This is a genomic window from Aurantimonas sp. A3-2-R12 (assembly GCF_036016755.1).
In the GTDB taxonomy this organism is placed as follows: Bacteria; Pseudomonadota; Alphaproteobacteria; order Rhizobiales; family Rhizobiaceae; genus Aurantimonas; species Aurantimonas coralicida_A.
Genome location: NZ_JAYXIH010000011.1, coordinates 81,366 through 106,117, shown reverse-complemented (window position 1 = coordinate 106,117; position 24,752 = coordinate 81,366). Strand labels below are relative to the sequence as shown.

Annotated in this window: 20 protein-coding genes and 1 pseudogene; all 21 read right to left on the bottom strand. The window is 64.4% G+C overall.

Translation table 11 applies throughout. The features are described from left to right. Positions 1–134: 134 nt before the first annotated feature. The 21 genes and pseudogenes from VSX60_RS08165 to miaB all read right to left on the bottom strand — a co-directional run bounded on the left by VSX60_RS08165 (position 135) and on the right by miaB (position 24,719). Positions 135–638, bottom strand: a complete 504-nt coding sequence (locus VSX60_RS08165) for a DUF2937 family protein (RefSeq protein WP_327623647.1) — start codon at positions 636–638, stop codon at positions 135–137. 92 nt (positions 639–730) lie between these two features. Continuing rightward, positions 731–1,801: a radical SAM protein gene (locus VSX60_RS08160; protein WP_327623646.1), complete on the bottom strand. Its 1,071-nt coding sequence runs from the start codon at positions 1,799–1,801 to the stop codon at positions 731–733. An 85-nt stretch (positions 1,802–1,886) separates the two neighbouring features. Continuing rightward, positions 1,887–2,219 carry a hypothetical protein gene (locus tag VSX60_RS08155; RefSeq protein WP_327623645.1) on the bottom strand — a complete coding sequence of 111 codons (333 nt, stop codon included), beginning with the start codon at positions 2,217–2,219 and terminating at the stop codon, positions 1,887–1,889. Positions 2,220–2,450: 231 nt separating this feature from the next. Continuing rightward, on the bottom strand, positions 2,451–4,574 hold the full coding sequence (gene pnp, locus VSX60_RS08150) for a polyribonucleotide nucleotidyltransferase (protein WP_327623644.1): 2,124 nt from the start codon (positions 4,572–4,574) through the stop codon (positions 2,451–2,453). 374 nt (positions 4,575–4,948) lie between these two features. Further along, positions 4,949–5,335 carry a 30S ribosomal protein S15 gene (rpsO, locus tag VSX60_RS08145; protein ID WP_327623660.1) on the bottom strand — a complete coding sequence of 129 codons (387 nt, stop codon included), beginning with the start codon at positions 5,333–5,335 and terminating at the stop codon, positions 4,949–4,951. Positions 5,336–5,579: 244 nt separating this feature from the next. Beyond that, positions 5,580–7,769, bottom strand: coding sequence for a methyl-accepting chemotaxis protein (locus tag VSX60_RS08140; protein WP_327623643.1), 2,190 nt, complete (start codon positions 7,767–7,769; stop codon positions 5,580–5,582). Between the two features lie 229 nt (positions 7,770–7,998). Then, entirely contained in the window at positions 7,999–8,985 is a 987-nt protein-coding gene (gene truB / locus VSX60_RS08135; protein WP_327623642.1) for a tRNA pseudouridine(55) synthase TruB, read from the bottom strand. Then, positions 8,985–9,395: a 30S ribosome-binding factor RbfA gene (rbfA, locus tag VSX60_RS08130; RefSeq protein WP_327623641.1), complete on the bottom strand. Its 411-nt coding sequence runs from the start codon at positions 9,393–9,395 to the stop codon at positions 8,985–8,987. Before rbfA ends, truB begins: the two co-directional genes overlap by 1 nt. 195 nt (positions 9,396–9,590) lie before the next feature. Then, positions 9,591–12,434, bottom strand: coding sequence for a translation initiation factor IF-2 (infB, locus tag VSX60_RS08125; protein ID WP_442873069.1), 2,844 nt, complete (start codon positions 12,432–12,434; stop codon positions 9,591–9,593). A gap of 51 nt (positions 12,435–12,485) precedes the next feature. Further along, positions 12,486–12,629: pseudogene (locus VSX60_RS22555) on the bottom strand (translation initiation factor IF-2 associated domain-containing protein); the annotation flags it as partial. Continuing rightward, positions 12,630–13,409: an RNA-binding protein gene (locus VSX60_RS08120; protein WP_327623639.1), complete on the bottom strand. Its 780-nt coding sequence runs from the start codon at positions 13,407–13,409 to the stop codon at positions 12,630–12,632. 20 nt (positions 13,410–13,429) lie between these two features. After that, positions 13,430–15,052, bottom strand: a complete 1,623-nt coding sequence (nusA, locus tag VSX60_RS08115; RefSeq protein WP_327623638.1) for a transcription termination factor NusA — start codon at positions 15,050–15,052, stop codon at positions 13,430–13,432. Positions 15,053–15,178: 126 nt separating this feature from the next. Next, positions 15,179–15,838 carry a ribosome maturation factor RimP gene (gene rimP, locus VSX60_RS08110; protein ID WP_442873068.1) on the bottom strand — a complete coding sequence of 220 codons (660 nt, stop codon included), beginning with the start codon at positions 15,836–15,838 and terminating at the stop codon, positions 15,179–15,181. Positions 15,839–16,042: 204 nt separating this feature from the next. Next, positions 16,043–16,744 carry a tRNA (guanine(46)-N(7))-methyltransferase TrmB gene (trmB, locus tag VSX60_RS08105; RefSeq protein WP_327623637.1) on the bottom strand — a complete coding sequence of 234 codons (702 nt, stop codon included), beginning with the start codon at positions 16,742–16,744 and terminating at the stop codon, positions 16,043–16,045. Between the two features lie 6 nt (positions 16,745–16,750). Beyond that, positions 16,751–18,016 (bottom strand): methionine adenosyltransferase, encoded by a 1,266-nt coding sequence (gene metK / locus VSX60_RS08100; protein ID WP_327623636.1) that lies wholly within the window; start codon positions 18,014–18,016, stop codon positions 16,751–16,753. A 182-nt stretch (positions 18,017–18,198) separates the two neighbouring features. Beyond that, positions 18,199–18,633, bottom strand: coding sequence for a helix-turn-helix domain-containing protein (locus VSX60_RS08095; RefSeq protein WP_327623658.1), 435 nt, complete (start codon positions 18,631–18,633; stop codon positions 18,199–18,201). A gap of 153 nt (positions 18,634–18,786) precedes the next feature. Then, a complete protein-coding gene (gene lnt, locus VSX60_RS08090) occupies positions 18,787–20,445 on the bottom strand; it encodes an apolipoprotein N-acyltransferase (protein WP_327623657.1) in 1,659 nt (552 codons plus the stop codon). A 163-nt stretch (positions 20,446–20,608) separates the two neighbouring features. Further along, complete coding sequence (locus tag VSX60_RS08085; protein ID WP_442872851.1) at positions 20,609–21,688, bottom strand: hemolysin family protein; 1,080 nt, start codon at positions 21,686–21,688, stop codon at positions 20,609–20,611. 15 nt (positions 21,689–21,703) lie between these two features. Further along, a complete protein-coding gene (gene ybeY / locus VSX60_RS08080) occupies positions 21,704–22,258 on the bottom strand; it encodes an rRNA maturation RNase YbeY (protein ID WP_327623635.1) in 555 nt (184 codons plus the stop codon). Then, entirely contained in the window at positions 22,258–23,256 is a 999-nt protein-coding gene (locus VSX60_RS08075; RefSeq protein ID WP_327623655.1) for a PhoH family protein, read from the bottom strand. Before VSX60_RS08075 ends, ybeY begins: the two co-directional genes overlap by 1 nt. Before the next feature lie 41 nt (positions 23,257–23,297). Then, entirely contained in the window at positions 23,298–24,719 is a 1,422-nt protein-coding gene (miaB, locus tag VSX60_RS08070; protein ID WP_327623634.1) for a tRNA (N6-isopentenyl adenosine(37)-C2)-methylthiotransferase MiaB, read from the bottom strand. Positions 24,720–24,752: the final 33 nt, after the last annotated feature.

Here is a 24,752-nt window from a genome sequence, read left to right as displayed (position 1 = left end):
AAATCTGATGAAACAGCCTTTCCCATGAAGCACCTCCTGCTCACAGAGAATCAAACCGAACATCAAATGGGAACCCGTCGATTCAAATTATTCGCCGGATGCTCTAGGCCGCATTTTTCCACCACGCGGCGGTGTCAGATCGAGCGTATCCGCCGCCGGGATCGGCGGCGGCCCATCCGCGCCGCGCCATGGGCGCTAGCCCCGAAGGCCCAGCCGAGGCCGAATCCTGTCGCTGTCAGCACGAAACCGTCGATCGTGATTGGCAAAGCGGGACGATAATCGTTGCCGGCTCGCGCGGTAATCGCCCAGTCCAGATCACCCAGAACGACGAACGGCCGGAGCAGCGGCGCCGCGTCGACGAGATCACGGTAACGCCGCGCCAGCTCCTCGGAGCGTAAGATCGTCGCGGCGGCGTCCTCGCCCTGCCGGGCCGCCAGGGGATCGGAATTCCCGCGCAGGCGCTTTAGCGCCGCGTCCCGCGAGACGCCCGCTCGTGCCGCCCCGGCGTCGAATCGCGCGACGACCATTTCGATCTCGTCCACCGCGCCACCGAGCCGCTGCAGATATTGCTGCGTGAACTCCACCGACTGGCTGAACACCGTGCCGGTGAGCAGCGCGGCGAAGACGCGTGCGATCAAAGCGCCCAGGTCGGTTTCCGATCAACTCTTGCGGTATGCACTCTCTTCAACAGCGAGAACGGTCCTGTCCCGGATACGCAGTCAGTCCCGTCTTAGATAGCGTGACCGGCTTCGTGGCGACAGAGGTCCGTACGGGTGGCACTGCTATTTCCCCACAGGCCCATCACATGTTTCGGAGTGAGCAGTTCCAGAGATTCTAGCAACAGCATCTCATTGAGAAACGTGATCGACATGTCTTTCAGATACGCGTCGAGATGAGCCTCGATCGTTGGCGTCTCAAACAACAGCTTACAGGCCTCGCAATTGCCCCCCACCTTGTCACGAGGAGGAATTGTAACATCATGCTTGCGAGCGATCGCCTCCATCAGGGAATAGGGTCCCCGTAGAAACAACCCGGTAAAAAGCGGATTGCGCAGGCTTGCTTCAATCAGCTCCGGAATTTCTTCCGGATCGGGCGCTTCGCGGATCGTGAGCCGCTTGGTGTCCGGAATGACGCCGCAACAGGCAAGAAGCTTGTTCTTCGCGCTCATGGTCGGCCCAGTCAGCACATAGGGACATGGTCCGAGATATCCGTTCGATACAAAGGTGGCGTCCTTGAGGTCTGTCTCCGCCCGCCCGGTCAGATTGAGCCCGGATTCACTAATGATCTCCACCTCGGAGCCGACATCTCCGAGTGCGCTTCGTATCCGCTCAGCCGTCCAGAGTGTCTCGACGGACTGGACGGAACTGATCGCCGTATAGACTCCGGCCTCCCTCGCCGTCTGCACAAGCGTGCGCACGCAGTCGAAAGCCACAAACTCCTCGTGATAGTCGTCCCAGCTGATGGAAAGCTCGTCTAGGCCGGCGTCTGCCAAGGGCTGGAAGCGAAGACGTGCCGCTCTTTCCGAGGTGGCGAAATATCCACTCGTTACGATGCGGGTCTTGAAAGATCTTGATTTCGCGGCCTCGACATAGCGAACGAGATTGCGACCATGCAGAAACGGCTCGCCCCCCGTGAAGGCGACCAGGGTCACATCTTCGGGAATATGAGCGATCGCCTCAAGAACGAATGCCGGATCGAGGCGATCGGCGACTTGCGGCGAGGAATTGAAGCAACAATGTGCGCAAGCGAGTGGACAGGTATAAGTTAAATGGAAGGCAAAGGATGAAACTGGAATCGCCATGGTTTGTGCCCCACCGTTGTCAAGGACCGCCCCGCCGACTTCCCCAACCGGGCGAGGGGTCTCTCAGCAGGTTGGCACAAATGCGTCAGTACGCCAGTGCGATCTTCGACGACGCGACCGAGTAGGACCCGGATGCCACGGCCCAGACCGTTGCCTCGTTGGTGCCCCGCATAACCTTCTGCATATCGCCGACGCTCTGGACGTCCTTGAGCTTCGAGGACAATTGAGCTGATAGCGCCTCGTCGATCTGCAGGCCGTATTCCTTAGCGAATGCTGCTGGGCTCTTTGCGAATTCCTTGAATTTATCGGGATCTTGGAGCGCGTTATTCAGCTCCGTCTGGGTCTCTTTTTCATTCTTGATCTCCACGCTCTTCCCGTCGACCAAGAGTGAAAGGGTTTTTGCGCTGATTTCCGGCATTTCTAATCCTTTCTTACTTTGGTGCCATCGTACTTTCCCATTAACAATGAAACGACGTTTGGCAATAGTCAAGTTGAATTCCGTAGGGGAATGTATGCACCCGTCCTGGTCGCGGCTATCTGCGGCGGCAACGGTTTGGCCAGCAGGCTTCAACCTGGATGGTCATAAAACGCAAAAAAAGGCGCGCCCCGGGGGACGCGCCTTTCAAAGGGTCGGAAAGAAGGCCGCCGATCAGGCGGCGTCTTCCTTCATCTCCTCGCCGGTGGTCTGGTCGACCACCTTCATGGAGAGGCGGACCTTGCCGCGCTCGTCGAAGCCCATCAGCTTGACCCAGACCTTATCGCCTTCCTTGACGACGTCAGTGGTCTTGCCGACCCGGTCGGCGGCCAGTTGCGAGATGTGGACGAGACCGTCCTTGGAGCCGAAGAAGTTGACGAAGGCGCCGAATTCGACGGTCTTGACTACCGTGCCCTCGTAGATCTCACCGACCTCGGGCTCGGCCACGATCGAGTGAATCCACTTTTTGGCTGCCTCGATCTCCTTGGCCGAGGAGGAGGCGATCTTCACGGTGCCGTCGTCCTCGATGTTGATCTTGGCGCCGGTCTTTTCGACGATCTCGCGGATGATCTTGCCACCGGCGCCGATGACGTCGCGGATCTTGTCGGTCGGAACCTGCATGACCTCGATGCGCGGTGCGAACTCGCCGAGCTCGGCACGGCTTTCCGACAGCGCCTTGGCCATCTCCTCGAGGATATGCAGACGACCGGCCTTGGCCTGATCGAGGGCGACCTGCATGATTTCCTCGGTGATGCCCTGGATCTTGATGTCCATCTGCAGCGAGGTGATGCCCTCGCCCGTGCCGGCGACCTTGAAGTCCATGTCGCCGAGATGGTCCTCGTCGCCGAGGATGTCGGACAGAACCGCGAAGCGCTCGTCCTCCTTGATCAGTCCCATCGCGATGCCTGCAACGGAAGCCTTCAGCGGAACGCCGGCATCCATCAGGGCAAGCGAAGTGCCGCAGACCGTCGCCATCGAGGACGAGCCGTTCGACTCGGTGACCTCGGAGACCGCGCGGATCGTGTAGGGGAACTGCTCGGGCGCCGGCAGGATCGGGCGCATCGCCCGCCAGGCCAGCTTGCCGTGGCCGATTTCGCGGCGGCCGGGCGAACCCATGCGGCCGGTCTCGCCGACCGAGTATGGCGGGAAGTTGTAATGGAGCAGGAAGCGCTCCTTGTAGGTCCCGGTCAGGGCGTCGACGAACTGCTCGTCCTCGCCGGTGCCGAGCGTGGCGACGACCAGCGCCTGGGTCTCGCCGCGGGTGAACAGCGCCGAGCCGTGGGTGCGCGGCAGGATACCGGCCTCGGCGACGATGGTGCGGACCGTCTTCAGGTCACGCCCGTCGATACGGCTACCAGTGTCGAGGATGTTCCAGCGGACGATCTTGGCCTGCAGCGACTTGAAGACCGCGCCGACCTCTTCCTTGGAATATTTGGTCTCTTCCGCGCCCTCTGGGAGGAAATGCGCGGTGACCTTCGCCTTGACGGCGTCGACGGCGACGTAGCGCGCCTGCTTGTCGGTGATCTTGTAGGCGTCGCGCAGCTCGCCCTCGGCGAGCTGCAGCATTTCGCCCTCGAGCGCGGAATGATCCGCGGCGATATGCTCGCGCGGCTCCTTGGCGGCGTGTTCGGCCAGCTTGATGATGGCGTCGATCACCGGCTGCATGCCGCGATGACCGAACATGACCGCGCCGAGCATGACGTCCTCGGACAGCTCATGGGCTTCCGATTCCACCATCAGCACGGCAGAGTCGGTGCCGGCGACGAGGAGGTCGAGCTTGGACTCGATCATCTCGTCGACATGCGGGTTCAGCTTGTACTCACCCTCGATATAGCCGACGCGGGCGCCGCCGATCGGCCCCATGAAGGGCACGCCGGAGAGCGTCAGCGCCGCCGAGGCCGCGACCATCGCGACAACGTCCGGATCGTTCTCCAAATCATGCTGCAGGACGGTGAGAACGACCTGGGTCTCGTTCTTGTAGCCGGCGGCGAAGAGCGGCCGGATCGGACGGTCGATCAGACGGGAAACCAGGGTCTCCTTTTCCGAGGGCCGGCCCTCGCGCTTGAAGAAGCCGCCCGGGATCTTGCCGGCCGCGAAGGTTTTTTCCTGGTAGTTGACGGTCAGCGGAAAGAAATCCAGGCCGGGCTTGGGCTGCTTGGCCGAGACGACCGTCGCCAGCACGGTGGTTTCACCGTAGGTGGCCAGAACCGCGCCGTCGGCCTGACGGGCGATCTTGCCGGTTTCCAGGGTAAGCGGACGGCCCGCCCAGTCGATTTCCACCTTGTGGGTGTTGAACATGTTGTTGCCTTTTCATCCTNGGACGGCCCGCCCAGTCGATTTCCACCTTGTGGGTGTTGAACATGTTGTTGCCTTTTCATCCTGCGCTCCGTGAGCACCGTCATAGGTGCTGGAGGCGAAGCGCGTTTCGTGACCGAAACGCGTCATGGGCAAGACGACGAGAGGCTTCGAGGCGGTGAAGGCGCCAGGTCTTTGCCTGGCGCCGGCCGTTCCGGAAGCATCCGGTAATCCTGCCCCATGACCGCTCGGGTGGTCGGGCTCTTGCGAACTGGTCGCGGAGCCCGGGGCTGGTGTGGCCCGCCGGTTCGCGGGGGGCCGAAATGCGACCGGCGGGCCGAAGGGGTCGCCCCACTCCGGCCCGCCGGGTATCTATCTTAGCGGCGCAGTCCGAGACGGCCGATCAGAGTCTGATAGCGCTGCTCTTCCTTCGACTTCACGTAGTCGAGGAGGCGGCGGCGCTGGGAGACCATCTTCAGAAGGCCACGACGCGAGTGGTTGTCCTTCTTGTGGTCCTTGAAATGCTCGGTGAGGTTCACGATCCGCTCGGTCAGGATCGCGACCTGGACTTCCGGCGAACCGGTGTCGCCTTCCTTGATCGCGTATTCCTTCATGAGCTCGGCTTTGCGCTCAAGCGTAATCGACATCGAAATCCCTTTCTTGGAAAATCTTGAGGGTTGGGTCGCCCATGGCCGGGATGTCGTCCAGCGAGGGCCGTTACATAGCGCGGACGGGACAAGCCGGTCGGCGCTGCGGCTGCCTATAGGCCAAATCCGCGAAGAATACTAGCCTTACGGGACGGCGTGGACGAGCCCATGGCTCAAAGCCAGCGGCGGCGGAAATAAACCAGCAGGCCGGCCGCGATCACCGCAGCCGCGGACAAACCGCCGCAGCAGGGCGCCTAGACGGAATGAAGAAAAGTTGGAACGGGTTGTCCGCCCGCATTGCGCGCTGACTTGCTGAAACCGATCATGACATCGGATCGAGTCGATCCGATGTCATAGTGATCTAAGCTGCCCGCCGCGCTCGCCCCGGGAGCGACTGCTCGGCCAGCTTGAACCGCGACAGGAGGTCGTTGAGCGACGACGCCTCGGTCGCCAGGCCATGACTTGCCGCCGTCGACTGTTCGGCCACGGCCGCGTTCTGCTGCGTTCCCTGGTCGATCGAATGCAGCGCCGTGTTGATCTCCTGCAGCCCGACCGATTGATCGCGTGCGGTGGTCGCGATCGCGGCGACATGCGCGTCGATCTCCCGGATCTCGGCGACGATCGCTTCAAGCGCATTGCCGGTCTCTCCGACCAGGGCAACGCCGCTACCGACTTCGTCTTGGGACGACGCGACCAGTTCCTTGATCTGCTTGGCGGCCTCGGTCGAACGCTGGGCCAGTTCGCGCACTTCCTGGGCGACGACGGCAAAGCCTTTGCCGGCCGCGCCGACACGGGCCGCCTCGACACCCGCGTTGAGGGCGAGGAGATTGGTCTGGAAGGCGATCTCGTCGATGACGCCGATGATGTTGCCGATCTCCCGCGACGACGTCTCGATACGCCCCATCGCGGTGACGGCGTTGCGCACCACCTCGCCGGACCGCTCGGCCTGGCCCTTGGCGCGCGAGGTCAGATCGCCCGCCTCCTTTGCCTTGGCCGACAGACCCTGAACGGCCGTGTTGATTTCCTGGAACGCGGCCGACGTTTCCTCGACGGAGGCCGCCTGCTGCTCGGTGCGGCCGGCCATGTTGTCGGCGGCACCACGAATTTCGTCCGCCCCGACATGCACGGCCCTGGCGCTGCTCCCCACGGCAGCGAGCGTCGCATCCAGTTGCGCGACCGCTTCGTTGAAATCCGTTCGCAGCTGCTCGAATTCGCCGGAGAAGGCGGTGTCGATCCGGTGGCAGAGATTGCCGGAGGCCAGTTCCCGCAGGCCGGAACCAAGCTCGCCGACGACGACGGCGAGCCTTTCACTTTCGGCGGTCGCCCGCTTGGCGTCGGCGGCTTGCCGCGCGCTATCGCTTGCATGACGGCCGGCTTCGAGCTCGGCGTCCTGCGCGCTTTTTTCCCGCAAGGCCTCACGAAGGGCCACCACCGAGCCCGCCATGGCGCCGACCTCGTTGCGTTGGCCGGCGAATGGCACCTCGATGTCGAATTCGCCGTTCGCCATCCGGCGCAACAGGACCGACAGCCCCGAGATCGGCCGAACGATGCTGCGTACGACCAGAACGATCGACAAGGCGATTGCTGCGAACAGTCCGAGCGCGATGGCGGCAACCACCGTCAGCTGCGTCTGGGCCGCGCTGCTCGCCGCCGCCGCGTCGGCTATGATCCGGTCGGAGACCGCCGCTCCCATGGAGCCGAGGGTTCCCAGCCATTCGGTCATCCCGGCGAACCATGTGCCGGCGTTCAGCGACGACAGTTTCCCGTAGTTTCCTCCGTCCAGGATCACCAGGCGCATCGCTTCCACATCGGCGCCGGCGCCCTTACCGTATAAGCTTCGGCTCGTCGCCGCGACATCGTCCGAAGCGAGATCGAAAAAGCGCGATATCAGCGCTTCCTGAGCGCCCTTCTTAGCCGAAAAGGCGTCGAACGCGGCGAGGGAGAACGTGCCGGCGGCAATGCCCCCCGCGCCCATCCCGCGCTCCACGCCGGCCAGTTCCTTCGCGCCCATGATGTTGACATAGGCGGCAAGGTTCATCGCGGTATCGCGACTTTCCGTTGCGTTGATGATGCCGCCGCCGATGCGGCTCAAATCGGCGATCACGGCGGTATAGTAACCCAGCGCCTCACCGGTCGAGATAGAGAGGTCGTCGATGGTGCCACGAACGGCGCCGAGCCGCTCCAAATCGTCCTTCGCCTTGGCGAGGGACTCCCGAATCTGTGCATTGGCGACCGGCAGCAACGCTTCGCTGACCGAGCGAAGATCGGCGAGCCGACCATTCGTTCCATTCCGCGCCGTGACCAGGGAATCACCCATCTGGGCGCCCTTGGACCCGATGAAGCCGGCCGAATTGCCGCGCTCGACCTGAAGGACGTGGACGAGATCGTAGACGGTGCGCATCTCGCGGGCGAACATCTCGGTCTGCTGGGCCGCCTTTGATTCGCGCCAGAGCGTATTGACCTGGATTGCCTCGTAGACCGACAGGGCCAGCAACGGCAGAAAAACCGCGGCGATGATGCGGGTCGAGAATTTGATGTTCCTGAGCGACATGGCGTCCTTCCACCGGTCCAAATCCGCAGCGGAAGCAATCGGGGAACGGCGAGATGCCATATGTCGGCTTGTGCGGCTTCCTTAGCCGTAAGAGGTGCGGGTAAATTTTCTATTGCACTGCGCAACAATACCGGCACCTCGATCCGCCAAGGAAGGTGCATATTGCACGGGCCGGCTTACGCGAAGCTAGGGACACGGTCGTGTGCGGGGCCCACTTTCCGACCTCGCCTCAGCCTTTGCCGCCGAAGACCCGCTTTGGCTTGAACGCCCCCTCCTCGATCGCGCCGAGCGCGACGAGCCGGCCATGGCCGGTCGCATAGGCCTCGTCGCAGAAGGCCGGCGCGTCACGTCCGCGCAACAGGACCGCATTGCCGGACAGGACACGGCCCGCCTGGTCGTCGGTCAGCGCCACTTCGTAAAGGTCGGCGAGCGCCACTTCCGGCGCCACGAGATACTCGTCCAGCGGCTCGAAATCGACGACCCGCGCCTTGGCGCCGGCCTCGAGAGCTTCGGCATCCAGCTCCTCGCGCCCCTCTTCAGCGGCGGCCTCCAGCTCTTCCAGCGGCACCAGATCGTCCTCGCCGAACGCGCCGACGGAGACGCGGCGCAGCTCGATCACATGGCCATAACAACCAAGGTCGCGGCCGAGATCGCGAGCGATCGCGCGCACATAGGTGCCCTTGCCGCATTCAGCCTCGAACACGGTCGTATCGGCATCGGGGCAGTCGACAATGTCCAGCCGATGCACCGAGACGGTCCGCGCCGCGATCTCTACCGTCTCACCCTCACGCGCCAGGTCATAGGCCCGCTCGCCGGCGATCTTGATGGCCGAGAAGCTCGGCGGCACCTGCTCGATTTCGCCGGTATAGTCGGCCAGACGCGCCTCGATCTCGGCCTCGGACGGACGCGTCTCGGAGGAGTGGACCACCGGCCCCTCCGTGTCGTCGGTCGTGGTCTCGGCGCCCCAGCGCACGGTGAAGCGATAGACCTTGCGCCCTTCCATGACGAAGGGAACGGTCTTGGTCGCGTCGCCGAACGCGATCGGCAACATGCCCGAAGCCAGCGGATCGAGCGTGCCGGCATGGCCCGCCTTCTGCGCGAAATACAGCCATTTCAACTTCGACACCGCTTCGGTCGAGCCCATGCCCTTCGGCTTGTCCAGAATGATCCAGCCATTGATCGGCCGGCCCTTCGGCTTCTTGCCCCGGCGCACCATCAGCCAAGATCCTCGTCGTCGTCACCGTCGAGATCGCGGACGACCTCGGGCGATTTCAGCAGCGCGTCGATGCGCGCGAAATTGTCGAAGGAGGTGTCGGCGCGAAACCGCACCTCCGGCATGTATTTCATCTGCTTGAGCGCCGGCGTCAGGCGGCCGCGAATAAATCGGACATGCTGATTGAGCGCCGCGACATAGGGTTCCGTGTCGGTCTGGCCGAGCACGGTGACATAGGCCGTCGCTAGCTTGAGGTCCGACGCCATGCGGACTTCGGAGACGGATATGACGGCATTTTCGAGGAGCGGATCGCGGATTTCGCCGCGCTGCAATACCTCGGTCAGGGCGTGCCGAACCTTCTCGCCGACCGACAGCGAGCGCAGGGAGGGTCCGGATTTGGATGATCTGGCCATGAATAACGCTCACGTTCAATGAAAGCCCGGCGTCGCCGCCGGGCCTTTCGTCATTGCAAGGAAGGTCTGTCGGAGCAGCCTTGGCCACTCGGCGCGACGTTGACGCGAAACGAGCGAAAGCGGGAATCGGTTTCCCGCTCGCTTTTCGCGTCAACTGACTGACATCGGACCGAAGCGATCCGATGTCATCGTGATCTAGAGCGAACGCGCGACGTGCTCGACGCGGAAACACTCGATGACGTCGCCCTGGCGGATGTCCTCGTAGTTCTGGAAGGCCATGCCGCACTCCTGGCCGCCCGCGACGTCCGCAACTTCGTCCTTGAAGCGCTTGAGCGTCTTGAGGGTGCCCTCGTGAATGACGACGTCGTCGCGGATGAGCCGGACGCCGGCGCCGCGCTCGACCTTGCCCTCGGTGACGCGACAACCCGCGACCTTGCCGACCTTGGTGATGTTGAACACCTCCAGGATCTCGGCATTGCCGAGGAAGGTCTCGCGCCGCTCGGGAGAGAGCAGGCCCGACATCGCCTGTTTCACGTCATCCACGAGATCGTAGATGATGTTGTAGTAGCGGATCTCGGTGCCGTCGCGCTCGGACGCTTCGCGCGCCTGCTTGTTGGCGCGGACGTTGAAGCCGATGATCGCCGCGTTCGAGGCGGTCGCCAGCGACACGTCAGACTCGGTGATCGCGCCGGCGCCGGAATGGATGATCCGCGCCTGCACTTCCTCGGTTCCCAGCTTGTCGAGGGCGCCGATGATCGCCTCGACCGAGCCCTGGACGTCGCCCTTGATGAGCAGCGGGAACTCCTTGAGGCCGGTATCCTGCAGCTGCGACATCATCTGCTCGAGCGAGCCGCGCTGGCCGGCGTTCTTGGCCACCTGCTTCTCACGCGAGACGCGCTGACGATATTCGGCGATCTCGCGCGCCTTGCTCTCGCTCTCGACGGCCGCGAAACGCTCGCCGGCCAGGGGCGTTCCCTGCATGCCGAGCACTTCGACGGGCATCGAGGGCGGTGCTTCTTTCAGCTGCTCGCCCTTGTCGTTGATGATCGCACGCACCCGGCCCCATTCGTCGCCGGCAACGACGATGTCGCCGATTTTCAACGTGCCGGTTTCGACGAGAACCGTCGCCACCGGACCACGGCCCTTGTCGAGCTGCGCCTCGATGACCGTTCCCTCCGCGGTACGGGTCGGATCGGCCTTCAGTTCGAGAATTTCGGCCTGCAGCAGGATCGCGTCGAGCAGCTTGTCGAGATTGGTGCCTTTCAGCGCCGAGACCTCGACGTCGAGCACCTCGCCGCCCATGGATTCGACGAACACGTCATGCTGGAGAAGCGCGCTGCGCACCTTGCTGGCATCGGCGCCCGGCTTGTCGATCTTGTTGATCGCCACGATGATCGGCACGTTCGCCGCCTTGGCGTGATTGATCGATTCGATCGTCTGCGGCATCACGCTGTCGTCCGCCGCCACGACGAGGATGGCGATGTCGGTCGCGGCAGCGCCGCGGGCCCGCATCGCCGTAAAGGCGGCGTGGCCGGGCGTGTCGATGAACGAGATCTTGTGGCCGTTCTGCTCGACCTGGTAGGCGCCGATATGCTGGGTGATGCCGCCCGCTTCGCCCGAGACGACGCTGGTCTTGCGGATGGCGTCGAGCAGCGAGGTCTTGCCGTGATCGACGTGGCCCATGATGGTGACGACCGGCGGCCGCTGCACCATCTTCTCCGGATCGTCGTCAACCCCGAAGATACCTTCTTCAACGTCGGATTCGGCGACGCGGCGGACCGTGTGTCCGAATTCGGACGCGATCAGCTCGGCCACATCCGGCTCGATGATGTCGCCCGGCTTCATCATCTGTCCCTGCTGCATGAGGAACTTGATGACGTCGACGGAACGCTCCGACATGCGGTTAGCGAGTTCCTGGATACTGATGGTCTCGGGAATAATCACTTCGCGGGCGATCTTCTCTCGGGGCTGGCTCTGCTGCGAGCGTTTGAACTTTTCCTGCCGCCGACGGATGGAGGACAGCGAGCGGCCACGCGCGCCATCTTCCGACGTCAATGCCTTGTCGAGGGTCAGCTTGCCGCGACGGCGACCGGCATCGCGTTCGGGACGCGCCGGCTTCGGCGCTTCGGCGCCCACCGCACCCTTGACCGAGCGACGCGCGCCCGGCCGGGCACCCTTGGCGTCGTCGTCGCCGCCCGGACGGCGGCGGAGTTCGGCCCGTCCGCTGCGGGCAGCCGCAGCTTCGGCGGCCTCCGCGTCGGCAGGTGTCGGGGCCGGACCCGCGGGCTGGTTCGGCTGACCGCCGCCCCTGCGCTCGGCGCTGGCTTCCGCCTTGCGGCGGGCTTCGGCCTCGGCTTCAAGGCGAGCCGTCTCCTCGGCCTGACGGCGCTCGGATTCGTCACGCTCGCGCTGACGCCGATCGTCGTCGGCGATCCGCCGCGCTTCCTCTTCCTGGAACACGCGCCGATCCTCGGCCTCGCGTTGCTTGGCGAGTTCGAGCGCCCGACGGCGGGCATCCATTTCACGCGACGACAGATCGCTGAGCACAGCGCCGCGGGGCTGACGGGCTCCCGGAGCCGGCTGCTGGCGGCCATCGCGACGCTCGTCGCGGCCAGCCGGACGGCCGGCACCTTGACGCGTGGGCGCGGCTTGCCCTGAGGGGCGCGCAGCGCCGGCGGAGGTGGCGGCACGCGGCGCGGTCGAAGCCGGCTTCGATGCGGATGCGGCAGGCGCGGATGGCGTGGCGGTCGGCGTCGCTTCCACAGCCGCCGCAGCCACCGGCGCCTCGGCCTCTGGCACAGCGACCGGAGCTTCGGCCTTGGCTTCCACCGGCGCGGTCGCCTCGGGGGCGGCCGGCTCGGACACTTCCTGGGCCGTTGCCACAGGCGCCTCGCCAGGCTTCGGTCCAAGCTGAATCTGGGGTGGCTTACCGCCTGTCTGTGGCGGCAGCGGAGCGGCGCTCTTGGGTGTCGGAGCCGGAGCTTCGCTTGCGGGACTCGCAGGCGCGGCCGGCTTGGCCGGGCTCGGCTTTGCTGCCACTGCCGGTGTCGGCGCGGCTTCGCGCTCGTCCGGCTTGGTAATGCGTCGCTTCTTGGTCTCGACAACGACCTGGTTCGTGCGCCCATGCGAGAAGCTCTGCCGAACCGTCGACTGCTCGACGCCGCGCTTCAAGGTCAGGGTCTTCTTCGTGCTCACGCTCAGCGTCTTATCGTCGCCGGACTTGGTATCGCTCATTTACGCTTCCGCTTCCTGCGCCGGATCGATCCCGCGCCCTTCATCTTGCCTGGAGCGTCGCTCTGTAGGCGCTCCGATCTCGTTCCCAGTCTCAGTCGCGGTTCCCTCACGCCCATTTCGGGCGTCGCCAGGATCCGAACCAGGGCCTTCGCCCCGATAATTGGCCAGCGCTTGCATACGCTTCGCCGCAGCCGAGCCCGCGTCACCGGCAAGGATGGCTGCATGTATCACATTCCCCCCACCCAACGCCAAACCCAATTCGTCCGCACCCAGCAGGCGCAAAGCGGGTATCACCGTTGCGTGGCCGGATGCCGCTGCGACATGACGCGCGGCATCCATCTTACGAATTCCGTCCGGCGCCGCCTCGCGCGCCTGAACCAGCAGCAGCGCCTGGCCCGAGCGGATCGCCGCATCGACCTTCGCCGCCCCGGTCACCAGTTGACCGGCCTTTTTCGCCATGCCGAGCGCGCCCAATGCCGACTTCGCCAGAAGCTGATCGACGACGGCGCCAAGATCGGCGGGTCCCGTCACCTCGGCCCGAAGCGCCCGGGCGAACAGTTTACGGCGCATCGCCTGGTCGACCGCCGCGCGGCTGAGCGCGACATGGGCGCCGCGGCCCGGAAGCCGCCTGCGCAGATCCGGAACCACCGCCCCGTCCGGCCCGCGAACAAAGCGGATGACGTCTTCCGGCGCCATCGCCTTGCGCGAAACGATGCACATGCGCTCGTTCACCCCGACCTCCGGCTCGTCCTTGTCCTCTTCGTCCGAATCGAGGGCCATGGCAACCTGCCTTCGACGATTCAGGCGGCGGCGCCCTCGTCAGCCGTCTCGGCTTCGGCACCCTCCTCGGCCTCCGTCTCCGGCACCGCCAGATCCGCCTCGGTGATCCAGCCAGCCTTCAGCCGGGCCTGGATGACCATCCGGTCGGCATCGACGCGCGAAATATCGAAGGCCGCCAAGGCTCCCGGATACTTCGTGGTCTCGCCGTCCTTGCGTTCCGTCCAACCAATCAGGTCGTCGGCCGCGCAGCCCGCGAAGTCCTCCATCGACTTGATACTCTCCTCGCCGAGGGCGACCAGCATCGGCGTCGTCAGGCCGTCGATCTCCTTCAGCTCGTCGGAGACGCCCAATTCGGTCCGCTTGGAATCGAATTCGGCCTCGCGGCGCTCCAGATATTCGCGGGCCCGCGCCTGGATTTCGGAAGCCGTCTCCTGATCGAAGCCCTCGATCGCGGCCACTTCATCCTCGTCGACATAGGCGACCTCCTCGACGGTCGCAAAGCCTTCCGAAGCGAGAACCTGGCCGACCATCTCGTCGACGTTGAGCGCGTTCATGAAGGTCTCGGAGCGTTCGACGAATTCCTTCTGACGGCGCTCCGATTCCTCCTGCTCGGTCAGGATGTCGATATCCCAGCCGGTCAATTGCGACGCGAGGCGCACGTTCTGTCCGCGCCGTCCGATTGCCAGTGACAACTGGTCATCGGGGACGACGACTTCAATGCGCTCGGCGTCCTCGTCCAGCACCACCTTGGCGACTTCCGCCGGCTGCAGCGCATTGACCAGGAACGAGGCCGCGTCCGGGGACCAGGGGATGATGTCGATCTTTTCGCCCTGCAATTCGCCGACCACCGCCTGGACGCGGCTGCCGCGCATGCCAACGCAGGCGCCGACCGGATCGACCGAGGAGTCGCTCGATATCACCGCTATCTTCGCCCGCGAGCCCGGATCACGCGCCACCGCCTTGATGGTGATGATGCCGTCGTAGATCTCCGGCACTTCCATGGTGAAGAGCTTGGCCATGAACTGCGGATGGGTGCGCGAGAGAAAAATCTGCGGACCCCGCTGCTCGCGGCGGACGTCGTAGACGAAGGCGCGTACCCGGTCACCATAGCGGAACAGCTCGCGCGGGATCTGCTCGTCGCGGCGGATAATGCCCTCGCCGCGGCCGAGATCAACGATCACATTGCCGTATTCGACGCGCTTGACGGTGCCGTTGACGATGTCGCCGACGCGGTCCTTGTATTCCTCGAACTGACGATCGCGCTCGGCATCGCGCACTTTCTGCACGATCACCTGCTTGGCCGACTGGGCCGCGATGCGGCCGAAATCCATCGGCGGAAGCTGCTCGGCGATGAAATCGCCCGGTTCGGCGTCGGGATTCTTGTCGCGGGCCAGATCGAGATAGATCTGCGTATTCGGATCCTCGACCTCGTCGACCACTTCCAGGAGCCGCTGCAGCTTCATCTCACCGGTCTTGGTGTTGATGTCGACGCGGATGTTGGTTTCCTGGCCGTAGCGGCTGCGCGCCGCCTTCTGAATGGCGTCGGCCATCGCCCCGATGACGATTTCGCGGTCGATCGACTTTTCGCGCGCGACGGCATCCGCGATCTGCAGAAGCTCCAGCCTGTTCGCACTGACTGCCATACTCTTTCTCCTGACCTTCGGTCGCTCGCCGCATCCACCGCGCCCGACCTCATCAAATTCCTGGCGGATCGCCGCCGCCGTCCAATCCTTCGCCTCGGCGGAGTGACCCCGCCGGGCGTCGAAACCTCAGTGGCCGCTGTCGGCCGCGTCAGCCTCGTCGTCGTCCGCCTTATCCCCGCCCGCCTTGCGCGCGGCCTTGTCGGCCTTCAGCGACGCTTCGACCAAATCGTCGGTCAAGATCAGCCGAGCCTCGCCGATGGCATCGAAGGGGATTTCCACCGCGCTCTCCTCGCCCTCGGCCGGCTTGTCGCGCTCGATGGTGATCGCCTCGTCGCTCACTTTGACGATCAGACCGCGGTAGCGCTTGCGCTCGTTGATCAGCCGGCTCGTCTCGAGCTTCATGAGAAAACCGGCCCAGGTCTCGAAATCGCTCTTGCGCACGAGCGGTCGATCGATGCCCGGCGAGGACACTTCCAGATGATAGGCCTTGTCGACCGGATCGTCGACGTCGAGCACCGGCGAGATCGCTCGCGAAACAGCCTCGCAGCCCTCGACGGTCATCGTGCCGTCGGGGCGCTCCGCCATGATCTGGACGGTCATCCCGTTCAGGCCGGAGATCCGGACACGGACCAGACGATATCCGATCTGCTCGATCGCCGGCTCGATAATCGCGGCGATGCGGGCTTCCAGTCCTTGCTCTTTCACGAGGCGATCAGCTGCGGTCGTCACGGTGCTCCGGTAAGGCTGCGGGGCGGTTCGATCCTGCCGGATCATGCCCAGTTGCATGTGTCTCCGCCGATCCGCGCAACGTTTCCGAAGCCCGCCCGATCATGAAACCGGACCCCCGGTAACAAAAAAGAGCGGGACCGGCAGGACCCACTCTCACGATCGCATCGCAGAGAATTTGTCCGCTCTATACGCTCTTCGGACTTACGCATCAAGCGTTTCTCGTGGCGAAGATGGGAAAGTCGGTAGCGCGACCGCGTCGCGTCATCGCCGCCGGAAGGTCAGGTAGGCGGGGCGGCGGCCTTCCCGGATCGCCTTGGCCTCGTAACGTGTTCCCGGCCAGGCTTCGAAGGGGGTATGCCAGTCGGCGGCGCGGCGAGCCGTCCAGGCGAAATCGGGATGGTCGCCGCAGTGATGGAGCGTCCAGTCGACATAGGTTTCGATGTCGGAGGCGAAACGGAACAACGCTCCCGGCTTGAGGACGCGGGCCATGCGATCAAGGTTGCGGGCACTGACGAAGCGGCGCTTGAAATGCTTCTTCTTCGGCCAGGGGTCCGGATAGAAAAGGTCGATCCCTGCAAGACTCGCCTCAGGCAGCCAGTCGAGTAGCCGCGTCGCGTCGTCGTCGTAAAGCCGCAGATTCGGGCGGGGCGATTCCGGCAGCCGGCCGAGCAGCTTGGCCATGCCGTTGACGAAAGGCTCGACGCCGATGAAGCCCGCGTGAGGGAAGCGACCGCTTTCCTGATGGAGATGCTCGCCGCCACCGAAGCCGATCTCGAGGCGGATTGCCTCGACGGGCTCGGTGAACAGCTCGCGAAGATTGGTCGGCGCCGGCTCGGCGAGGTCCAGCCGCAGGCGCGGCAGGAAGCTCTCGACGAGTTCGGCTTGTCGCGGCCGGAGTCTCGGCCCCTTCAGGCGGCCGAAAAACGCTTCGCGTGATCGCTGTGGATGGTCCCGCGCCGACATCGTCTCTTAGCTGGCGAGTGCCGCCTTCAGCTTCGGCACCAGGTCGGTCTTCTCCCAGGAAAACGAGCCATCGCGCCCGGGTTTGCGGCCGAAATGGCCATAGGCCGAGGTCTTGGCGTAGATCGGCTTGTTGAGGTCGAGATGACGGCGAATACCGGTCGGAGACAGGTCCATGACCTCCCGAATCGCCGCCTCGATCTGTTCCTCGGTCACCTTCTTGCCGGTGCCGTGCAGATCGACATAGATCGACAGCGGCTGGGCGATGCCGATCGCATAGGCGATCTGAATCGTGCAGCGATCGGCGAGCTTGGCGGCGACCACGTTCTTGGCGAGATAGCGCGCCGCATAGGCGGCGGACCGATCCACCTTGGTGGTGTCCTTGCCGGAGAAGGCACCGCCGCCGTGCGGCGCCGCGCCACCATAGGTATCGACGATGATCTTGCGGCCGGTGAGGCCGGCGTCGCCGTCGGGGCCGCCGATGACGAACTTCCCCGTCGGATTGATGTACCAAACGCAGTCATCGGCGATCGGAAAATCGCCGAGAGCCTCGCGGATATAGGGTTCCACGACGGCGCGGACCTTGGCCGAGTCCCAGCTTTCCTCGACATGCTGCGTCGACAGGACGATCGAGGTGACCTCGGTCGGATCGCCGTCGACATAGCGGACGGTGACCTGGCTCTTGGCGTCGGGCCCCAGCAGCCCGGCGTCGCCCTCGCCCTTTTTGCGCGCGGCCGCCAGAAGCTCGAGAATCTTGTGCGCATAGTAGATTGGCGCCGGCATCAGCTCGGACGTTTCGCGGCAGGCATAGCCGAACATGATGCCCTGATCGCCGGCACCCTCGTTCTGGGCGTTCGCCCCATCGATGTGCTTTACGTCCGAGGCCTTGTCGACGCCCTGGGCGATGTCGGCCGACTGCGAATGCAGCAGGACGTCGATCTTCGCGGTCTTCCAGTGAAAGCCGTTCTGGGCATAGCCGATGTCGCGGATGGCCCGGCGAGCGGCGGACTTGAAGCGGGACGGATTGATGACCTCATTGCCGTGCTTGTCGGTCTTCATCAGACTTGGCGGCAGCCGGACTTCACCGGCGATCACGACGCGATTGGTCGTGGCGAGCGTCTCACAGGCGATGCGGACCGACCAGGGATCGAGCCCGGTCTTCTTGGCTTCGCGATAGACGAGATCGACGATCTCGTCGGAAATCCGATCGCAAACCTTGTCTGGATGGCCTTCCGAGACGCTTTCGCTGGTGAAGACAAATTCCGAACGCGCCATCTTTACCCCTCTTCGATTCCGGGAATCGCCCGTCTCAACTCCGCAGCCGTTCAACAGCGCGATGGTTCGACGGGACGAAAAGCTGCGTGGCGGGAGATTGGGTTCCCGACACATATATTGCGCGGTGCGGTGTGGGGCAACGAGGGTGGAAGGTCAAGTGCGGCGTGTCCCGCCGGCGCGATTTACTCGCTGCGGGGCTTGTCGTCCGGCTCGGAGGTGTCGGCCAGGGTCCGCACGAGTTCGATGATGCGGCGCCGGACCTTGGGGTCCCCGATCTTGACGAAGGCGCGGTTCAACTGGAGTCCTTCGGAGGAGGAGAGAAAGTCGACCACGTAGTCCGGCCCGGACGGTTCATGCAGCCCATTCTTACCGGGCGAACTGCCTGGAACATCCTCGAAGAAGAACGCGACCGGGACGTTCAGGACCTCGGATATGCGTTGCAGCCGGCTCGCCCCGATACGATTGGAGCCCTTCTCGTATTTCTGGATCTGCTGGAAGGTAATGCCGAGGCTCTCGCCCAATTTCTCCTGGCTCATCCCGAGCATGGTGCGACGCAAGCGTACGCGCGAGCCGACATGCGTATCGACCGGATTCGGCTTCTTCTTGTTCTCGATCATCGGATCGGCCTTTTCGTCTCTGCGCATCTCCAGGCCATCATCCGTGTGGCCTGAACCCCCTCCCAGTCATTCCAGAAATTGATCGTTTGGTTGACTAGGCATTTGTCACAATTCACATCGTGCGCAGGGCGTAGGCGGTGCATGGCGGCGGAGTCAATCAATCCTCGCGCGCATCCTTAACCGGGATACCACTGCGACAACCCATGTTATTGCGAATGCAAGCCAAAACGGCAGGCTTGCGAAGCGCGCGAAAAGCGTGGGGGCACCCGCGCGCGGCAATCCGACCTCGATCGTGCCGGTCGATCCAAGCCCCAGACCGCCGATCTGCCGGCCGTAGGAGTCGTTGACGACGGAGATCCCGGTGTTCGCGCTGCGCACGAGCGGTAGGCCGACCGCGACCGAGGTGAGTTCTGCGAGACGCAGGTGCTGGTAGGGACCCGGCGTCGCTCCGTACCAGGCATCGTTGGTATCATTGACGAGGAAGCCGGGCCGCGTTTCGGCCGTTCCCACGTCGATCTCGCCTGGAAAGATGATCTCGTAGCAAATCAGCGGCAGGAACGAAGGAGCGCCATCGAGCGCCACCTTGGCGCGCGCGGCTCCGGCGGAGAACCCCCCCGGCATCTCGGCCAGCTGCGACAGGCCGAAGCCTTCCAGAAATTCCTGGAACGGGAGATATTCTCCGAAGGGGACGAGATGGGTCTTGTCGCGTGCCGCGACGATCTCGCCCTCGTCGTCGATGACATAGACCGAATTGTAGACCCGCGAGGTCGCAATGTCCGGGCCTTCGATGCGGGCCGCGCCGGCAATCAGCGTTTCGTTCGGTTGCAGCGTGTCGGCGATGCGGGCGATCGCATCGGGCCGCTCGGTCAAGAGAAAGGGAAACGAGGATTCCGGCCAGATGACGAGGGTCTTCGGCGGCGGCAGTGCCGCGCCGATCGCGGGCGCCTTGGTATCGGACGATAGCGCGATGGTCGCGCCGGGGACCGTGGAGGGCTCCGCCCGCGCCTCGGTCAAGCGGATATGCCGATCGAAGATCGACTCGGCCTGGGTCGCTTCCCATTTCAGCGATTGTTCGATGTTCGGCTGAACCACCCGCAGCCGCACGTTCTCGACGAATTCGGTCGGATTCACCTGCATTCGCCAGAAGCCGAACCCCAGGTGGAAGATAAGGAGCGCGGAGGCGACCACCAGCACGGGACCGCGCCCGCGGCGGTCGATGAGAACGGCTGGGCTGGAAAACACGATGACGGCAAGCAGCGTCAGGCCGTGGACCCCGACCAGGCTCGACGTCTGCATCAGCAGCGGCACCGGTGCGGCCATCACGCCGATCTCGTTCCAGGGAAAGCCGGTGAAGAGAATGGCGCGCAGGTACTCAAACAGCGCGAAAGCGCCCGCCAACGCGAAAATGCGCAGGGCGCTGTCGCCCCAGACAAGCCGGGCGAGCACGGCCGCCAGACCATAATAGATCGCCAGGATGGCGGGCAGCCCCAGAACCGCGAGCGGGATGAAAGCGGCGAAGGCCGCCGCATCGACCAGCATGGCCGCCCCCAGCCACCACAAGCCGGCGACGAAGTATCCGAAGCCGAACAGCCAACCGGTAACAAAGGCTGGCGCCATGCGGCGGATCAGCGAGCGGCCAGGATCGACGACGACACCGTCGAGCAGCCAGACGAGCAATGGAAAGCCGACAAAGCCGACCGCAGGAAAATTGTACGGCGGCAGCGCGAATGTACACAGGGCACCGGCGGCGATGGTCAGGACGACGCGGCGCCAGCCCTCCAGCAGCAAGACCCAACCGGCCAGCCGATCCAGGAGGCCCCCCTCGCGCTGGCGTCCGTCACGTCGAGAGATGACGCTCACATTGTCCCCCAAATGCTGTCGACGAATCCTGATCGTTCCCGCCCCGAATGGACCGCTAGCGAAACGTCACCGTCGCGCCGATTTCCGTCCGGCAGACGACGAAACCATGTCCTCCTCAAGGCGCATCAGCCAGCCCTTCGACGATGCGACGGCGCTTTTCCCCCTGCTGGAAGCGGACGATCCGCACCCGACGCACGCGCCGCGGGTCGGCGTCGAGGACCTGGAATTCAAAGCCCGGGACCGCCTGGACGACTTCGCCCCTGGCCGGAATTCGCCCGAGTTCGGAGAACAGCAGACCGCCGATCGTGTCGGCTTCGTCCTCGTATTCGCTGATGTCGAAATCCTCGCCGACCAGCTTCTTGACCTCGTCGAGATCGGCCTTGGCGTCGGCATAATAGATGCCGTCGCCGCTCTCGGTGATCATCGCGGGTTCGTCGTCATGCTCGTCCTCGATATTGCCGACGACCATCTCGATGATGTCCTCCAGCGAGACCAGCCCGTCGGTGCCGCCATATTCGTCGATGACCAGCGCCATCTGCGTGCGCATCGCCTGCATCCGCGCCATCAGGTCCGAGGCGAGCATGGAGGGCGGAACGAACAGCACCGTGCGGATGATGCCGAGATCGGCGACGCGCCGGGCCAGGTTGATCTGCCGAAGATCGAGCCCCGACCGGGGTTTCTTGGCCGGCTGGCTATCGCCGCCGTTGGATTTGGCAGGACGGGCAACCCGCGTGATGTGGCCGACGACATCGCGGATGTGGATCATCCCGCGCGGATCGTCGAGGCTCTCGCCATAGACCGGCATGCGCGAGTGGCCGCTCGCCTCGAACTGCTTCATCAATTCGCCGAGCGTGGTCGTGATCTCGACCGCCTGGATGTCGGCTCGCGGAACCATGACGTCTTCGACCCGGACCTCCCGCAACCGCAGAATGTTGTTCAGCATGGCGCGTTCTTCGGGGGAGAAGGCCCCTTCGCCGTGCCCCGGCTCGAGCAGCGCCTGGGTCAGATCCTCGCGCATCAGATTGGGCATGCGCGGTCGCAGCCGGTGGACAAGACCGCCGATAAATCCCCGCTCTTTTCTGGGTTTTCCGCCGCGCCGACTTCGGTCGTCGCCAGCGCCTCGCTCGCCGCCATCCTCGGCGGCGTCTACCGCGTCGTGGTCGTTCGGACCCGTCGCGTGCGTCTGAATGTTCATCGTCTCACTCATCGTTCAGTCGGCCATCATAACCGGCTTTGGGGGATTTTCGAGGCATTCGCGATAGGGGTCCGCAATGCCGAGGTCGGCGAGGATCGCGATCTCCAGCGTCTCCATGGCCTCGGCCTCCGCTTCGTCGATGTGATCGAAGCCCATGAGATGCAGAAAGCCATGCACCAGAAGGTGGCGGACATGGTCGGCGAGGCGCTTGCCTTCGGCGTGGGCCTCCCGCTGCACGGTCTGAAAGGCCAGCAGAAGATCGCCGCACAGCGGCCCCGGACGATCGCCGGGCGCAAGATTGGCCATCGGAAACGACAGGATGTTGGTCGGGCGATCCTTGCCGCGCCATTCGGCATTGGCGGCGCGCACGGTCTCGTCGTCGGCGAGCGTCACGGCGATCTCGCTTTGCAGATCCTCCGGCAGGCCAATCCGCCCGGCCGTCGCGGCGAAAACGCCATGCGCCATCGCCGAGACATCGCCGAGCCCCGCCGCTTCCCACTCCGTCGCCTCGATCGAAAGGGCGACCGTCAGCCCTTCATACGGAACGTATCCTGATTTTCCCGATCGCACTATCTGTCCAGCGGGCTAGCCGACGCACGATGGCGCACCGCATCCTCCTCGTAAGCCTCGACAATTGCCTGAACCAGCGGATGGCGCACCACGTCCTTCGCTTCAAAGCGAACCGTGACCGCGCTCGGCACCTTTTCCAGAATGCGGAGCGCCTCGATCAGGCCGGATTTCTGGCCAGGCGGCAAATCCACCTGGGAGGGGTCGCCCGTCACCACCATGCGGGCATTCTCGCCCAGACGAGTCAGGAACATCTTCATCTGCATCGTGGTGGTGTTCTGCGCCTCGTCGAGAATCACCGCGGCATGGGACAGCGTGCGGCCGCGCATGAAGGCGAGCGGGGCGATCTCGATCGCGCCCGCCGCCAGAGCGCGTTCCACCTTTTCGGCCGGAATCATGTCGTAAAGCGCATCGTAAAGCGGGCGCAGATACGGATCGACCTTCTCCTTCATGTCGCCCGGCAGGAAGCCGAGCCGCTCACCGGCCTCGACGGCCGGCCGCGACAGGATGATCCGCTCGACCTGGCCACGCTCCAGCAACATCGCCGCATGAGCGACCGCGAGATAGGTCTTGCCGGTGCCGGCCGGCCCCACCCCAAACACGAGCTCCGACCGCTCCAGAGCCCGCATATAGGCATCCTGGGTCGGCGTCCTGGCGTGGATCGTGCGGCGGCGCGTCGAAATCTGCGCGAGCGACATGCGCCCCTTTTTCTCGAGCGTCGGCAAATAGAGCTGGTCGTCCTGGGCGATCGCCATGCGAACCGCGCCCTCGACGTCGTTCTTGCCGATCTCGTGGCCGCCCTGAAGACGCTCATAGAGATAATCGAGCGAGCGACGGGCCTGCTCGCTGGCGACCTGATCGCCCCGAATCTCAATCTTGTTGCCGCGCGCCCGCGCGTCGATGCCAAGCTTTTGCTCGATCAGGGCCAGATTCTCGTCGAACTGGCCGAACAGCGAGCTTGCCAATCGGTTGTCCTCGTAGGTCAACACGATATGCGCCATATCCGATGCGCCGGAGGCGGGCGCGGTTCCGCGTTCGGCCCTCACGCGACCCTCCTCGCATCGCCGACCCGAACCGCCCCGGAGCCCTCGGCAAGCAGGGAATTCGGCAGCGTCGCCGCAATGCGCACCGTTACCAGATCGCCGATCTCGCCGACATCGGCGGCGGCGACCACCGGTTGCAGGAAGGGCGAGCGTCCGACCCGCTGATGAGCATAGCGGCCTGGCTTTTCGAGCAGGATCTCGACGTCGCGGCCGACGAGGCTTTCGGCGAAGGCCATCTGCTGCTCGCGCAACAGCGCCTGCAACCGCTGCAGCCGCTCCGATTTCACCGCCTCATCGACGTGGTCGTCCATGTCGGCGCCGGGCGTGCCGGGACGCGGGGAATATTTGAACGAGAAGGCCGAGGCGTAGCCGACAGTTTCGACAAGGCGGATCGTCGCCTCGAAATCCGCGTCGCTCTCGCCGGGAAAACCGACGATGAAGTCGCCGGACAGGGCGATGTCCGGCCGGGCGGCACGAATCCGATCGAGCAGCGCCAAGTAGTCCGCCGCAGTATGGCGGCGATTCATCGCCTTCAGGATGCGGTCCGAGCCGGACTGAACCGGCAAATGCAGATAGGGCATCAGCGTCGGCAAATCGCGATGGGCGGCGATGAGATCGTCGTCCATGTCGCGCGGATGCGACGTCGTGTAGCGAAGCCGACCAAGCCCGGGAATCTCTGCGAGCGCGCGCAACAGGCCGCCAAGAGCAATCGGCCGGCCGGCGGCGTCCTCGCCGGACCAGGCGTTGACGTTCTGGCCGAGCAGCGTCACCTCGCGCACGCCGGCATCGGCCAGCCGACGCGCCTCGTCCATGATCTGGCCGAACGAGCGGGAGACTTCGGCGCCGCGCGTATAGGGCACCACGCAAAAGGTGCAAAACTTGTCGCAGCCTTCCTGAACGGTCAAAAAGGCCGTCACCCCGCGGGCGCGGATTTGCGGCGCCTCGGCGCGCGGCAGATGTGCGAATTTGTCCTCGACGGCGTAATCGGTGTCCACGACCTTGTCGCCCTTAGCCACGCGGGCGAGCGCCTCGGGCAGACGGTGATAGGTCTGCGGGCCGATGACCAGGTCGACGACCGGCGCCCGGTCGATGATCTCGCGGCCCTCGGCCTGGGCCACACAGCCGGTGACGCCGACGCGCAGTTCCTCGCCCCGCAAAGCCTTGTCCGCCTTCAAGAGACGAATGCGACCGAGTTCGGAATAAATCTTCTCCGCCGCCTTTTCGCGGATGTGGCAGGTGTTCAGGAGTACGAGATCGGCGTCCTCCATCGTCTCCGTCTGCCGATAGCCGTCCTTCGCCAGCGCGTCGCCCATGCGCTGGGAGTCGTAGACGTTCATCTGACAGCCATAGGTCTTGATGAAGACTTTGCGGGACTTGTCCCCGGCCGTCGCCGGCTCGCGTGCTTCGATCGTTTCAGTCATGCGCCCTTCTGGTCGGACCGAGCCTGCCAGCTT